The sequence below is a fragment of the Corallococcus carmarthensis genome, assembly GCF_003611695.1.
GTDB classification, from domain to species: domain Bacteria; phylum Myxococcota; class Myxococcia; order Myxococcales; family Myxococcaceae; genus Corallococcus; species Corallococcus carmarthensis.
Genome location: NZ_RAWE01000105.1, coordinates 17174 through 32244, shown reverse-complemented (window position 1 = coordinate 32244; position 15071 = coordinate 17174). Strand labels below are relative to the sequence as shown.

General features: G+C 68.6%; 14 protein-coding genes. All 14 read left to right on the top strand.

Features of this window, described 5'->3' with window-relative positions; genetic code table 11:
* The first annotated feature begins 222 nt into the window (after positions 1 to 222).
* On the top strand, positions 223 to 1137 hold the full coding sequence (gene gspC / locus D7X32_RS25370; protein WP_171447961.1) for a type II secretion system protein GspC: 915 nt from the start codon (positions 223 to 225) through the stop codon (positions 1135 to 1137).
* Between the two features lie 28 nt (positions 1138 to 1165).
* On the top strand, positions 1166 to 3790 hold the full coding sequence (gene gspD / locus D7X32_RS25365; protein ID WP_120605149.1) for a type II secretion system secretin GspD: 2625 nt from the start codon (positions 1166 to 1168) through the stop codon (positions 3788 to 3790).
* Between the two features lie 5 nt (positions 3791 to 3795).
* A complete protein-coding gene (gspE, locus tag D7X32_RS25360; RefSeq protein WP_120605148.1) occupies positions 3796 to 5622 on the top strand; it encodes a type II secretion system ATPase GspE in 1827 nt (608 codons plus the stop codon).
* A gap of 6 nt (positions 5623 to 5628) precedes the next feature.
* A complete protein-coding gene (gene gspF, locus D7X32_RS25355; protein ID WP_120605147.1) occupies positions 5629 to 6885 on the top strand; it encodes a type II secretion system inner membrane protein GspF in 1257 nt (418 codons plus the stop codon).
* A 15-nt stretch (positions 6886 to 6900) separates the two neighbouring features.
* Entirely contained in the window at positions 6901 to 7044 is a 144-nt protein-coding gene (locus D7X32_RS46015; RefSeq protein ID WP_167506511.1) for a hypothetical protein, read from the top strand.
* Between the two features lie 75 nt (positions 7045 to 7119).
* Positions 7120 to 7539: a type II secretion system major pseudopilin GspG gene (gspG, locus tag D7X32_RS25350; protein ID WP_120605146.1), complete on the top strand. Its 420-nt coding sequence runs from the start codon at positions 7120 to 7122 to the stop codon at positions 7537 to 7539.
* A gap of 57 nt (positions 7540 to 7596) precedes the next feature.
* Positions 7597 to 8064, top strand: coding sequence for a type II secretion system protein GspG (locus D7X32_RS25345; protein ID WP_120605151.1), 468 nt, complete (start codon positions 7597 to 7599; stop codon positions 8062 to 8064).
* Positions 8061 to 8798, top strand: coding sequence for a pilus assembly FimT family protein (locus D7X32_RS25340; RefSeq protein WP_120605145.1), 738 nt, complete (start codon positions 8061 to 8063; stop codon positions 8796 to 8798). The genes D7X32_RS25345 and D7X32_RS25340 overlap by 4 nt, the downstream gene beginning before the upstream one ends.
* Entirely contained in the window at positions 8795 to 9727 is a 933-nt protein-coding gene (locus D7X32_RS25335) for a type IV pilus modification PilV family protein (RefSeq protein WP_120605144.1), read from the top strand. The genes D7X32_RS25340 and D7X32_RS25335 overlap by 4 nt, the downstream gene beginning before the upstream one ends.
* The gene (locus tag D7X32_RS25330; RefSeq protein WP_120605143.1) at positions 9724 to 10398 is read left to right on the top strand and encodes a type II secretion system protein GspJ; all 675 of its coding nucleotides are present in this window, start codon (positions 9724 to 9726) and stop codon (positions 10396 to 10398) included. The genes D7X32_RS25335 and D7X32_RS25330 overlap by 4 nt, the downstream gene beginning before the upstream one ends.
* On the top strand, positions 10398 to 11843 hold the full coding sequence (locus D7X32_RS25325; RefSeq protein ID WP_120605142.1) for a type II secretion system protein GspK: 1446 nt from the start codon (positions 10398 to 10400) through the stop codon (positions 11841 to 11843). The genes D7X32_RS25330 and D7X32_RS25325 overlap by 1 nt, the downstream gene beginning before the upstream one ends.
* Position 11844: 1 nt before the next feature.
* Positions 11845 to 13452, top strand: a complete 1608-nt coding sequence (gene pilM, locus D7X32_RS25320) for a pilus assembly protein PilM (protein ID WP_120605141.1) — start codon at positions 11845 to 11847, stop codon at positions 13450 to 13452.
* A 1-nt stretch (position 13453) separates the two neighbouring features.
* Positions 13454 to 14011, top strand: a complete 558-nt coding sequence (locus D7X32_RS25315) for a type II secretion system protein M (protein ID WP_120605140.1) — start codon at positions 13454 to 13456, stop codon at positions 14009 to 14011.
* Between the two features lie 3 nt (positions 14012 to 14014).
* Positions 14015 to 14995, top strand: coding sequence for a type II secretion system protein GspN (gene gspN / locus D7X32_RS25310; RefSeq protein WP_120605139.1), 981 nt, complete (start codon positions 14015 to 14017; stop codon positions 14993 to 14995).
* Positions 14996 to 15071 lie beyond the last annotated feature (76 nt).

Genomic DNA, 15071 nt, shown 5'->3' with positions numbered 1-15071 from the left:
CTCCCCCACCAGCGCGGACTGACAGGCCGTCACACCGGCCCCCGCCTGCTTTTGACAATTTGTCCCGACGTCCTGTCCCGGCCGTCCCCCTGGCCGGGGCCCCGTCCTATTCCGAAATAATTTCAAGGACTTGGCCGTAAGTCGTGGGTTTGACGCCCGCCCAGCGATGGCACCTGCCTTGCTCAAGGTCCCATGTGGGGCTGGCTTTCTCCCGGAAGCGTGATGGAACTCTTCTTTCGCAAGTACTTCTGGAGCGTGAACCTGTTGTTCATCCTGCTCGTCGCCTTGCTGGCGGCGCGCACGGTGAACCTGTTCGTCGAATCCTCCATCTCCCCCGCGCCCGCGTCCGAGGCTCCCGCCCGCGTCGCGCAGCGCACCCACGCCGCTGACAGCGGCCTTGCCACCATCGACGCGGAGCGCCTGTCGCGCCTCACCGGCGTGAAGCTGCCCGCGGAAGAGGTCGCGGTGAAGGAGCCCACGACGCCGGAGTTCGACGCCAACGCTCCGCCGGCCAAGAGCGGCCTGCGCGTGAAGCTCTTGGGCACGCTCGTCGCGGCCAACCCGGACTGGTCCTTCGCGTCCGTCCAGGACATGACCACCCAGCGGTCGCAGACGTACATGATCGGCAACAACCTGATGGGCGCCACGGTCATGGAGATCGAACGCGAGCGCGTCATCATCAACAACAACGGCCGCCGCGAGTTCATCGACGGGCAGCCCGGTGACGGCGCCGTCGCCGCCTACACCCCGCCCCCCGTGGCCACGCCCGCCGCCACCACGCCCAACAGCCTGGGCAACGGCATCAAGTCCACCGGGGAGAACGAGTACGAAGTCCCCAAGGCGGAGATCGACAAGACGTTGAGCAACCTCAACGACGTGGCGATGCAGGCGCGCATCGTGCCCGCCTTCAAGGACGGCCAGGCGGTGGGCTTCAAGCTGTTCTCCATCCGCCCGGACAGCATCTATTCGAAGATCGGCGTCCAGAACGGTGACGTCATCCGCCGCATCAACGGCTTCGACATGAACAGCCCTGAGAAGGCGCTGGAGATCTACTCGAAGCTGAAGGACTCCTCCCGTATCGAGATCGAGATCGAGCGCAACGGCGCGCCGATCCGCAAATCCTACAACGTCCGTTAAACACCCCCGTCAAAGCGCCCGCTCCTCCATGAAGACGACGCTCCCGTCCTGGATGCTCTGCCTGTGCCTCGCGCTCTCTGTCCCCGCGTGGGCCCAGCGCCGTCCTACGCAGCCCGGTACCCCGGCCCCCGCTCCCGCGGCGCAGGGTGAACGTGACCGGACCATCACCCCGCAGGGCGCTGGCGCGCCCGCCAACGCGCCGGAGAACCAGGGCCCCCGCCAGGTGCCCTCATGCGAGCAGGCCCGGCGCAACGCGCGCTACGGCATCTACTTCGACAAGGTGGACATCGAGAAGCTCGTCCAGACCGTGTCGGACGCCACCTGCCGCACCTTCATCCTCCCGGAGAACGTGCGCGGGAAGATCTCCATCATCGGCCCGGAGAACGGCCGCGTGGAGGTGGACGCGGACTCGTTCTACTCCGCGTTCCTCGCCGCGCTCGACGCGAACGGCCTGGCCGTCTACCCGTACGGCCGGTTCCTGAAGATCGTCGACAAGCGCTCGGCGAAGCAGAACCCCATCCCGACCATCGTGGACGACGAGACCCCGTACACGACGAACGAGCAGATGGTCACCAAGCTGTTCAAGATCAAGTACGTGGAGGTGGAGCCGCTGCGCGGCGTCCTCCAGCAGCTCGTGTCCAAGGACGGCGACACCATCCCGTACCCGCCGGACACCATCATCGTCAACGACGTGGGCTCCAACATCCACCGCCTGGAGCGCCTCATCAACCAGCTGGACAGCCGCTCCTCCAGCGACGAGATGCGCATCATCCAGGTGCAGTACGCCACCGCGCAGGACGTGGCCAACACCATCCAGAAGCTCTTTGAAGCCAAGGCCGGCGCGGGCGGCCGCGCGGGCCAGCGCCCCGGCAACTTCACGCAGGGCGTCCCCGGCCAGCCTCCTCCCGGCGCGGAAGGCGTGGCCAGCGGCGGCACCGACACGGGCGGCGCGGCCACCCTGTCGCAGATCATCCCGGACGAGCGCACCAACAAGCTCATCATCGTGGCCAGCCCCGCCGCCTTCGGCCGCATCCAGGACCTGGTGCGCGAGGTGGACATCCCCTCCGGCAGCGGCAACAAGATCAACGTCTACCCGCTGGAGAACGCCAACTCCGAGGAGCTGGCCAGCACGCTCCAGTCGCTCGCGCAGGGCACCGCCAACCGCCCCCAGCGCGGCCCCATCCCGCAGCAGCCGCAGGGCCTGCCGCGCGCGCCCGCCCAGGCCGCGGAGCTGTTCAGCGGCGAGGTGAAGATCAGCGCCGACAAGGGCACCAACTCGCTGGTCATCGTCGCCAGCCAGGGCGACTACAAGAACATCGTCCAGATCATCCAGCAGCTGGATCAGCCGCGCCGCCAGGTGTTCGTGGAGGCGGTGATCATGGAAGTGAACCTGGACCGCAACAGCGAGTTCGGCATCAACTTCCACCAGGGCTTCAGCCTCAAGACGGATGACGGCGCCATCCCCGGCATCCTCGGCACCAACTACGCGGGCGGCGGCGTGCCCCCGTCCTTCTCCCTGGCGAACCTGGCCAGCATGGGCGGCTTCCTCGCCGGCATCCAGGGCCCCGTCCTGCCGGAGCTCAAGGCGCTGGGCATCGACATCCCGGCCTTCGGCGTGGTGCTCAACGCCATGCAGCAGTCGTCGGACGTGAACGTGCTGTCCACGCCGCACCTGCTCACCAGCGACAACGAGGAGGCCGAAATCACGGTGGGCCAGAACGTGCCCTTCCAGTCCGGCTTCACCCCGTCCGCGCTGGGCAGCTCGCTCGGCGGCACCGGCACGGGCACCACCGGCGGCATCAATCCGTCGCTGCTGGGCTCGCTGGGCGGCCTGGGGTCGCTCTACGCGCCCATCACCCGCCAGAACGTGGAGCTGAAGCTCACCGTCAAGCCGCAGATCAACGAGAGCGACTTCATCCGCCTCGTCATCACGGAGCAGACGGAGGAGATCGCCTCCTCGGACCCCGTCCTGGGCCCCACCACGTCGAAGCGCAGCGCGAAGACGACGGTCATCGCCAAGGACATGGAGACGGTGGTGATTGGCGGCATCATGCAGGACCGCACGCTGGAGTCCGTCTCCAAGGTGCCGGTGCTGGGTGACATCCCGCTGCTGGGCCACCTGTTCCGCGACACCACGCGCCGCAAGACGAAGACGAACCTGCTGCTCTTCCTCACGCCCTACATCATCCGCGGCCAGGAGGACTTCCGTCGCATCTTCGAGCGCAAGATGAAGGAGCGGCAGCAGTTCGTGGAGCAGTTCTACGGCCAGGTCCCCGGCTACGACGTCGCGGTGGACTTCAGCCGCAAGCCCGGCCCCCTGTCGCGCATGAACCAGTCGGTGCTCAAGGAAGAGCAGCGGGTGGAGAACGGCGGCAGTGGCACGGGCAACGAGCGCGTCATCCGCCCCGCCGGCGCTCCGGCTCCCGGCGGCACGGCGCCCGCTTCCCCGTCCCCCGCGCGGCCGGGCGGGGAAGCCCCGCCTCCGCCGGAAGGTGCGGCACCCTCTCCCGAGGGCGGCCAGGCACCGCGAAATTTAGAGGCGCCTCCGGAGGGTTCGGAGAGATCAGTCCCCGCGCCACAGCCTGAAGTGATCGCGCCCACGCCGGACGCGGACACCGAGCGGCTGCGCATCCAGCCGGGAGACGGGGAGTAAGACCCATGGACCTGACCGCCGACACCCCCACTTCTCAAGGCTCCACCGCGACGCCGGACGTGTCCGGCGGCCGCAACGACGCCACCCAGATCGTCGCCCACGGACAGGCCTATCTCTGTGGCCGGCCGCTCGGGGAGATCCTCCGCGCGCTCGTGCCCGCCCTCACCCCGGAGAAGATCCAGGAGGCGCTCGCCACCCAGCAGGAGAAGGGCGGGCGGCTGGGTGAGGTCCTGGTGGGCATGAAGGCGGTCAGCGAGGAGGACGTGGCCCGCGCCCTGGGCCACCAGCTGGACCTGCCCTACCTCCAGCGCATCTTCGTGGAGGAGGTGGACGCGGAGCTGGTCAAGCGCATCCCCATCAACTTCGCCCGCCAGACGCAGCTGCTCCCGCTCTCCGTGGAGGGCGACGAGGTGGTGCTCGCGGTGGCGGACCCGCTGGACACGACGGCGCTGGACCACGCGCGCCTGCTCTTGGGCCAGGGCATCCAGCCGCGCATCGCGCTCGCCTCCACCATCGTGGACGCCATCAACAGCGTGTACGACCGCTCCGTCAACGAGGCCGAAGCGCTCGTGGACGAGATGGAGACCACGGAGGACCTGGACTCGCTGGCCCATGAGCTGGAGGAGCCCAAGGACCTGCTGGACGCGGACGACGAGGCCCCGGTCATCCGGCTGGTGAACTCCGTGCTCTTCCGCGCCGCCAAGGAGCGCGCGAGCGACATCCACATCGAGCCCATGGAGCGCGAGCTCCTGGTGCGCTTCCGCATCGACGGCGTGCTCCAGGAGGTCATCAAGCCTCCCAAGCGCTACCAGAACTCCATCATCGCGCGCGTGAAGGTGATGGGGCAGCTCAACATCGCGGAGAAGCGCCTGCCGCAGGACGGCCGCATCCGCATCAAGCTGGCGGGCCGCGACATCGACATCCGTCTGTCCACCACGCCCACGTCCTTCGGCGAGCGCATCGTCATGCGTCTGCTCGACAAGACGGCGACGCTGCTGGACCTGGCGGAAATCGGCATGAGCCAGCAGGTGCTGGGCAACATGCAATCCGTCATCAAGCGCTCGCACGGCATCGTCCTGGTGACGGGCCCCACGGGCTCCGGCAAGACGACGACGCTCTACGGCGCGCTCTCCAAGATCAACACGCCCGACCTCAACATCCTCACCGTCGAGGACCCGGTCGAGTACCAGCTCAAGGGCATTGGCCAGATGGCCATCGCCCCGAAGATTGGCCTGACGTTCGCGCAGGGCCTGCGCTCCTTCCTCCGCCAGGATCCGGACGTCATCATGGTCGGTGAGATCCGCGACAAGGAGACGGCGGAGATCGCCATCCAGGCGTCCCTCACGGGCCACCTGGTGCTCTCCACGGTCCACACCAACGACGCGGCCGGCGCCGTGACGCGACTCGTGGACATGGGCGTGCAGCCCTTCCTCGTGGCGTCGTCGCTCACCGGCATCCTCGCCCAGCGCCTCGTGCGCCGGGTGTGCCCGGACTGCCGTGAGGCCTACACGCCCACGGACGCGGAGCTGCAGGAGCTGGGCTTCACGGTCAAGAGCTTCAAGGAGCGCTTTGGCACGGACCGCATCTACCGCGCGGTGGGCTGCCCGTCCTGCAACCGCAATGGCTACCGCGGCCGCTCCGGCATCTACGAGTTCCTCTTCGTGGACGACGACGTGCGCCAGCTGGTGCTCAAGAACGTGGATGCGTCCACCATCAAGAAGTCCGCGCTCGCCAAGGGCATGATCACGCTCCTGGAAGACGGCGTGCGGAAGATCGCCCTGGGCGAGACGACCATCGCTGAAGTCCTGAGCATCACGCAGGAGGACATCTAGTCCGCCATGCCCGTCTTCGAATACAGAGGCCTCGACTCCCACGGCAAGCAGAAGAAGGGCTTGCTGGAGGCGGACTCGCCCAAGACGCTGCGCTCCAAGCTGCGCGCGGATGGCATCTTCCTGACCGACGTGCTCGGGCAGGCGGAGGGCAGCCGCGCGGGCGTGTCCAAGGGCGCCAACGCGTCGCTCGTGGCGCGCGACGTGGACCTGCGCAAGCTGGCCGGCGGCCGGGTCAGCACCGAGGACGTCGCCATCCTCACCCGCCAGCTCGCGACCCTGCTGGGCGCGGGCGTCACCATCGTGGACTCGCTCAACGCGCTGGTGGACCAGGCGGAGAAGGAGCGCCTCAAGCGCGCCCTCTCCGACATCAAGCAGCGCGTGAACGAAGGCTCGTCCCTGGCGGACGCGTTCAGCCAGCACCCGAAGATCTTCCCCAGCATCTACATCAACATGGTGCGCGCGGGTGAGGCCTCCGGCGCGCTGGACACCGTGCTGCTGCGCCTGGCGGACTTCACGGAGAACCAGGCCAAGCTGCAGCAGAAGATCATCGGCACCATGCTCTACCCCGCCATCATGATGCTGGTGGGCGGCGGCATCCTGATCCTCCTGATGGTGTTCGTCGTCCCGAAGGTCACGAAGATCTTCGAAACGATGAAGGCCACCCTGCCCCTGAACACGCGCATCCTCATCGCCGCGTCCAACTTCATGCAGGCGTGGTGGTTCCTGGTGATTCCGTCCATGGTGGCGGGCTTCATCTTCTTCATGCGCTGGACGAAGAGCCCCAAGGGCAAGCCCAAGTGGGACCGCTTCACGCTCAAGGCGCCCATCTTCGGCAGCCTCGTGCGCCTGCTGGCCATCTCCCGCTTCGCGCGCACGCTGTCCACGCTGCTCAAGAGCGGCGTGCCCATGCTGGCCGCGCTGGACATCGTCAAGGCGGTGATGACGAACTCGGTGCTGGCGGACGCGGTGGAGAACGCCCGCGAATCCATCCGCGAGGGCGAAAGCATCGCCACGCCCCTCAAGCGGTCCGGCCAGTTCCCGCCGCTCGTGTACCACATGGTCGCCATCGGTGAGAAATCAGGGCAGCTGGAGGACATGCTGCTGTCGGTGGCGGACTCCTATGAGACGCAGGTGAACGTGCGCATCGGCGCGCTCACCAGCCTCCTGGAGCCCATGCTCATCGTGGTGATGGGCGTGATGATTGCATTCGTCGCGCTCAGCATCCTGATGCCGATTCTGCAGGTGAACACGGCCATCCATTAGGAGCAGGGGCGCACGATGAACGACACGCTCGACCGGTGGATCCAGCGCGCCACGCTGACGGGGCTCCTGGCCCTGGCCGCCACGCTGGCGACGGTGGGTGCCAGCCTCTACGCCCACCGGGACCCGCCCGCGGCCTCCAGCCCGGGCACGGCGCCCTGACGAAGCGCTTCTGACATCCCGACACACCCATGGCGCGGTGGCTTGCCAGAAAGTCACCCGAAGGTGAGTGAAGACATGACGACGACGAACGCGAAGAAGCAGCAGCGCCGCAAGAACCGCGGCATGACCCTCATCGAGATCATGGTGGTCATCACCATCCTCGGGCTCATCGCGGCGGCGGTGGGCGTGGCCGTCATCCCGAAGCTGGAAGAGGCCAAGCAGGACACCGCGAAGCTGGACATCCGCAACATCCAGAGCGCGATGAAGCTCTACTACACGAAGAAGGGCTCCTACCCGGACACCGCCACGGGCCTCAAGGCGCTGGTGGACACCAACAACCTGGAGCGCATGCCGCTGGACCCCTGGGGCCGCGAGTACGTGTACATGAACGAGGGCGGCAAGCCGGTCATCACCAGCTACGGCGCCGACGGCAACCCGGGCGGCGAGGGCTCCGACGCCGACATCTCCTCCAAGGAACAGAACGCCCGGCAGTAACGGGCGTTTCCTGAAGCAAAGCCGCGCCTCCCGCGTGTTGTCGTAGGAATGCCCGTGATGACCCCCGAGCACACTTCCTCACCGACGTCCGCGCGCGAGGCGCGACCCGTTTCCGGGGGGCAGGCCCGCGCCCGCTCATCCCTCCTGGGCCGGCTGCTGCTCCTGGGCGTCTTCGCCGGCGCCACCCTGCTCGCCTTCGCGCTGGTGTGGGCCACCGAGGACACCTCCCTCACGCCCCCCCAGCGCCAGGCCCGCGAACAGATCCGCCGCCTGGAAGGCTTCTTCAAGGCCTACCACCGGCTGATGGGCTTCTTCCCCACGCAGGCGCAGGGCTTCGCGCCGCTCATCGACTCCAAGGTGCTGGACGGGACGCCCATCGACCCGTGGGGCCACCCATACGTCTACCGCATGGAGGGCAAGTCGGGCGCCGTGTTGTCCCTGGGCTCCGACGGCAAGCCCGGTGGCACCGGAGACGCCGCGGACCTCTTCAGCGGCGGCATCGTGGCACAGGAGGTGCAGCCATGAAGAAGGCCATGTCACTCCCTGCTCCCGCCCGCCGCCGTCGCGCCCCGCGCGGCCTCACGCTGATTGAGATCTCCATCGCGCTGGCCATCGCGGCGGTGATGTTCGCCGCGGTGACCATTGGCATTGGCGCCATCACCGGCGCGAAGGCGAAGGGCAGCGCCACGGAGCTCGCGGGCGTCATCCGCTCGCTCTACGACTCGGCGGCGCTCAGCGGCAAGACGTGCCGGCTGGTGTTCGAAATCCCCGACCCGAAGCGCGAGGAGGCCACGCGCTACCACGCGGAATGCGCCGCGGGCGGCGTCACCACCTCGCGCGACCGGGACTCGGCGCTGCGGGATGAAGCGCGTGACCGCGAGCGCGCCCGGCGCGAAGGCAACAACGGCGGGGACAACCGCAAGAACTACACGCGCTCGGAAGGCTCGCAGCCGTCCGCGCAGGAGCTGATGGAAGAGGAGAAGAACCGCATCGAGTCCCAGTCCACCTTCTCCGCGTACACCGCGGAGGAGATCAGCCCCAAATCGCTTCCGGCGGGCGTGGCGGTGTCGGTGTGGACGCGGCAGCAGCGCGAGCCGGTGGAGAGCGGCGTGGCCTATCTCTACTTCTTCCCGCAGGGCTACACGGAGAAGGCCATGGTGTTCCTGCGCCAGGGCGACAACGCGTGGACGTTGGACGTGTCACCCCTGACGGGCAAGGTGTTCATCGCATCCGAGGCCCTGGAGGTGCCCCGCTCATGAGGACCCCAACGCGAAGGCGCTCAGGCTTCACCCTGCTGGAGACGATGGTGGCCATGGCCATCCTCAGCGTCGCGCTGATGGCCATCTTCGACCTCAACTCCGGCGCGGTGGCCAACCACGTCTACACCAAGCGGCTCACCGTGGCGTCGCTGCTGTCCCGCTCGAAGATGACGGACCTGGAGCAGAAGCTCTACGACGACGGCTTCGAACAGGACGACGACGAACAGTCCGGCGACTTCTCCGACGAGGGCTGGCCCCAGTTCAAGTGGCGCGCCCGCATCATCGCGCCCAAGACGGACGGCGTGACGCCGGATCAGCTCATTGGCGCCATCTTCAACCTGCCCATGGGCGGCGGCGACTCCGGGGACCCGCTGGGCGGCCTGGCCAGCCTCTTTGGCGGCGGCGCTGGCGGCGACAGCAAGGGCGGCAGCACGCCCCCTGGCGGCACCACCACGGCCAGCCCCATGGGCGCGTCCGCCATGAGCATGGCGCAGCCCATGTTCACGCAGATGGTGGACCAGCTCACCAAATCCGTCCGCGAGGTGCACCTCACCGTGTACTGGAAGGAAGGCACCCAGGTGGAGAGCGTGGACGTGGTGACGCACGTCGTGTCCCTGGGGCCCGGCGGCGACCGCAACGGCGGCTTCACGCCCAACGCGGGCAGCACCGCGGGCGCGGAGAACCAGTGGGTGAACCCGCGCACGGGCGCCGTGGTGGACAACCCCATCCCCGGCGAGAACGGACAGATGCTGGATCCGAACACGCGAGAGCCGCTGGTCAACCGGGCGGCGGTGCTCAACCAGCTCAACGGCGCGAACGGCTCGCAGGGCGGCGGCAACGGCAACACCGGCATCAACCCGCGCGCGCCAGGCGGAATCTTTGGCGGGCGGGGCTTCCCGGGCATGCCGGGACGAGGAGGCACCCGATGAAGCGCCGAGTGCGAGGCTTCACCCTCATGGAGGTCATGGTCGCGGTGGGCATCACCGCCCTCATGGGCACCGTCGTCGCCATGGCCTTCCAGACGGGCATCAACGCCAAGGAGGTCGTGGAGGGCGAGGCGGAGCGCTACCGCATGGTGCGCGTGTCGCTCAACCGCATGGCACGCGAAATCGGCTCCGCGTACGTGAGCGACCGCTACGACCTGCGCCGCTTCCGCGACCAGAACGACCGGCCCACCAACTTCATTGGCGAGCGCGACAAGCTGACCTTCACGACGTTCGCGCACCAGCGCCTGTACACGGACGTGAAGGAGTCCGACCAGGCGGTGGTGGAGTACTTCGTGGAGAACTCCTCCGAACGGAACACCCGGCAGCGGCAGGACCTGAAGCGGCGGGTGAACCCCAACGTGGGGGACCGCATGGACCGGGGCGGCACCACGGACGTCCTCTTCGAAGGCGTCAAGGGCGTGGAGTTCGCCTACTGGGATTCGGAGAAGAAGGAATGGGACGACGAATGGGACACGCGGCGCACGGAGAAGAAGTCCCTCCTGCCCACGCGCGTGCGCATCACCGTCATCGCCCTGGATGAAGCGGGCAAGGAGGCGCGCTACACCACGCAGACGCGCATCGTGCTCAACACGGAACTGCCGAGGTTCAACTGATGGCCTTCTCCTACTTCCAGCAGGCGTCCCGCCGGCGCGGCAAGGCGCGGACGGCCGTCAACCCGGCCCCACCGCCTTCGCCAGCGGAGCGCAAGCACCGGCGCTCGCGCGGCGTGGCGCTCATCATCGCGCTCGTCTCCATCACGCTGCTCACGGTGGTGGCCACGGAGTTCGCCTACAACAGCCGCGTGGACCTGCAGCTGGCCGCCAACCAGCGCGACGAAGTGCGCGCCTACTACATGGCCCGCTCCGGCCTGTCGCTGGGGCGCCTGCTCTTGCGCTTCCAGAAGCAGGTGGACCAGACGCCCATCCCCAACCCCGCGAGCCTCCTGGGCGCGCTGGGCGGCATGCTGGGCGGCGGCGGCACCGCGGGCGCGGGTGGCGCGGGGGGCGCGGCGGCGTTCCAGCCCCAGTCGCTCAACATCCAGCTCTGGAAGCTGGCCCGGGTGGACTGCCACATGCTCAAGGGCCTGGTGAAGAGCGACGGCGCGCAGGGCGAGGACGGCCGCCCCGCGGAGACGGAGCCCGTGCAGGTGGACCCCAACTTCCAGATGGAGGGCGAAGAGGGGGCCGAGGGCGGAGGCGCGGCCACGCAGATGGCGGAGCAGATGCAGCGGCGGTCCTTTGGCGGCTTCGAGGGCTGCTTCCTCGCGACCATCAGCGACGAAGAGGAGAAGCTCAACGTCACGCGCCTCAACACCGGCGGCGCGGAGGCCCAGGCCACCGCCGCGCGCATGATGGACATGTTCTCGGACAAGCGCTTCGAGTTCCTCTGGCAGCAGGACGACGCCAACAAGGTGCGCTCCACGCCGCAGGACACCGTCATCGCGCTGAAGGACTGGGCGGACGACGACACCACCCAGTCCACCCTCAACCCCAAGGACCCCACGAACCCCTTCGTCGCGGGCTTCGCGGACGAGGGTTCCCCGTACAGCCGCTACGAACCGCGCTATGACGTCAAGAACGCGCGCTTCGACAGCCTGGATGAGCTGTACCGCGTGCATGGCGTCAACGACCGCTTCATGGCGGCCTTCCGCGACCGGCTCACGGTGTACCCGGACATCAACTCCAAGCCGAACGTCAATACCGACGACCCCATCATGCTGGGCCTGGCCATCATGTCCGCCGCGGACCCCAACCGGCCGGATCCGCGCCTGACGGACCCCGTGTTCCTCAACGAGCTCATCAGCCGCATCCGCGCCGCGCGCATGTTCAGCTTCTTCGGCATGTCGGTGTCGGACTTCGTGGGCGTCATCGAACAGGCGGGCATCGCGGTCAATCCGCTCATCAAGGGCAACGTCCAGCAGAACCGCTACCTGGGCGACAAGAGCAAGACATTCACCATCAAGTCCGTGGGAGAAGCGGGCAGCGTCCAGAAGACGCTCACCGCGGTCATCCGCCTGGACGACGGGCTGGGCAAGCTCGTGTATTACAGAGAGGAATAGCATGGCCCGCATTCTTGGCCTGGACCTGGGCAGCCACTCCGTGAAGGGAGTGGTGCTCGCCTCCGGAGCGAAAAGCAGCACCACGCAGGCCTACGCGGAAGTGCGCCGCGCGCAGGAAGGCGAGCGCGCGGAGACGCTGCGCGCCGCGGTGGAGGAGCTGCTCGGGAAGATGCCGGAAGGGCACCTGGACCAGGTCGTCATCGCCCTGCCCGGCCCGTCCCTCACCACGCACGCGGTGAGCCTGCCCTTCTCCGACAGCAAGCGCGTGGAGGCGACGCTGCCCTTCGAAGTGGGCAGCCAGCTGCCGTTCGACATCTCGGAGGTCGTCTACGACTACCAGGTGGTCGGCCAGAAGGACACCGGCGGCAAGGACAAGGCCGCGGACCTGCTGGTGGGCGTGGTGCGCAAGGAGGAGCTCCAGTCGCTGCTGGCGCTCCTGGGCGAGCTCCAGCTGGACCCGCGCGTCATCACCCACCCGGCGCTCGCGTACCAGAACCTCTTCAACCAGGCCCCCGGCCTCTTCGAGGGCATGGGCGAGGGCGGCCCGGTGGCGGTGGTGGACATCGGCCATGAGCGCACGTCGGTGGCCATTGGCCAGCCGGGCAAGGGCGTGGAGTTCGCGCGCACCTTCGCGGGCGGCGGGCGCGACCTGACGCGCGCCCTGGCCACGGAGTTCCAGACGACGCCGCCGGAGGCCCACGCGTGGAAGGAAGCCCACGGCGCGATGGCCAGCGCCGCGCAGGGGCCGGACGCCGAGCGCGCCGCGAACGCCTTCGTGCGCGGCCTGCAGCCGGTGCTGCGCGAGCTGCGCCCGTCCTTCAAGTCCTACGCCGCGCGCACCCGCCGGCAGGTCTCCGCGGTGGTGCTGTGTGGCGGCACCGCGCGGATGCCGGGCCTGGCGGAGCAGCTGTCCAAGGACCTGAACCTGCCGGTGCGCGTGCTGGCGCTGCCGGCGGACGCGGCCGCGATGATTGGCCCCAAGGAGACGCCGTCCGCGGCGCAGGCGTACGCGCTGGCCATGCGCGGCAACGCCGCCGGGGTCAAGGCGCCGCGCTTCAACCTGCGCCGGGGTGAGTTCGCCTTCAAGGGCGGCTACGACTACGTGAAGGACCGGATGGGCCTGCTGGCCTCCTTCGCGGTGACGCTGCTCTTGCTGCTCATCGCCTTCGGGGTGGTGCGCAACACGGTGCTGTCGCGGCGCGAGGCGGAGGTGGACGCGGTCCTCTGCAAGACGACCCAGCGCATCCTGGGCACCTGCGAGACGAACTACGACCGCGCCCTCAACATGCTCAAGGGCGTGGAGAGCCCCGCCGCGGCGCTGCCCGCGATGTCCGCCGTGAACCTGCTGGCGGAGGTCACCCAGCGCGTCCCGCCAGAGGTGCCGGTGAAGTTCGACCGCATCCAGGTGGACCTGGACCGCATCATGCTCCAGGGGGAGACGGACAGCTCCAAGCAGATCGACACGCTCTCCGCCGCCTTGAAGGGCCACCGCTGCTTCAAGGACGTGAAGGAGGGCAAGGTGGAGAAGACACGCGACGGGCAGAAGGTGACCTTCCGCCTGGACGTGCAGGTGCAGTGCCCCGGCGAGAAGCAGGGGGGAGAGACCTGACATGGGAAAGCTTCGAGAACTCTTCGCGCCCCTCCAGACGTGGTTCGAGCGGCTCTCCGACCGCGAGCGCAAGCTCGTGACGCTGGCCGGCTCCGCGGTCCTGGTGTTCGTGCTCTTCGTCACCCTCTTCAGCTTCGCCAACAGCGCGCAGGGCTACCGCCGGCGCACGCAGGACAAGCTGGCGAAGCTGCAGGAGGTGCAGGCGCTGGCGACGAGCTACGGCCAGGCGCAGGCGGAGCGGCAGAACGTGGAGCAGCAGCTCACGCAGAGCAATGTGCGGCTCATCACGTACATCGAGGACAAGGCCACCGCCGCGGGCCTCACCGTCCCCAACATGACGCCCAAGGGCGACGTGGGCGTGGGCGACGGGAAGATCATCGAGAGCTCCGTGGAGCTGACCTTCACGGACGTGGACCTGCGCAAGCTGACGGACTTCCTGCGCACGGTGGAGACGGGCCCGGGCATCGTGAAGGTGAAGTACCTGCGCGTGGAGCCCCGGCCCGCCACGGACACCCTGACGGCGTGGACGACCGTCGCCACCTACCGGATGAAGCAATAGCCCATGGCCACTGAAACCAAGACCGCCCGCTGGAAGCTCGTCCTGGGCTACGCCGCCTTCGCGGTGGTGGCGTTCATCCTCTGCCTGCTGGTCACGTTCCCGTACGACGCGGTCCGCTCGCGGCTGGTGACGGAGGCCGCGGCCCAGGGGCTCGCGGTGCGCATCGGCAGCCTGCGGCCCGGCCTCTCCGGCGTCACGGCCACCAACGTGCGCCTGAGCAAGCCGCCCACGCCGCTGGGCGCGGAGTCCGTCGCGGCGCTCGCCCGGGGTGAGTCCGGCGGGCTGGGCCCGGATGAGCTGGGCCAGGAGCTCATCTTCGACAGCGTGGCCATGCGCCCCTCCCTCTTCCCGCCCGGCGTGGTGGTGAAGATGAAGGGCATGGGCGGCACGGTGGACATCCACGTGGGCGGCATGAGCGGCACGTCGCTGAACGTGGACGTGGACGGCGTGCAGGCCAGCGGCGGCAACCTGCCCGCGTACACGGGCGTGGACATGGAGGGCACCCTCAACGCGAAGCTGGCGCTCCAGGCGCCGGGGACCCTGATTCGCGGCCAGCCGGTGGACTGGTCGCAGGCGTCCGGCACGGTGGCGCTGGACACCCAGGGGCTCACCATCAAGGGCGGCAAGGCGGCCATCCCCATGGGGGGCGGCCCGGCGATGCCCATGGAGCTGCCGCGCGTGGTGCTGGGCGAGCTGAAGGGCGACCTCCAGTTCGACAAGGGCCTGGGCACGGTGAGGGATTTGAACCTCAAGAGCGAGGACCTGGAGGGCGCTGGCACCGGCACGGTGAAGCTGGGCCGGCGGCTGGAGTACAGCGAGCTGGCGCTCGACGTGCGGCTGAAGTTCGAGCAGGCCTTCCAGCAGCGGCTGGGCCCCCTGGCGCTCGCGGTGAACATGCTGCCGCAGGACCGGGACAACCCGGGTTGGCGTGGCGGCCGGCTCACCGGCATGGTGAGCAGCCCGCGCTTCGGTCCCAAGCGGTAGTCGGGTGGGCAGGGTCGGTTCCGGCCCTCCCCCTCCCTGTCTGGCCCCGGGTTGATGCCCGCGCACGCGCCGTGTA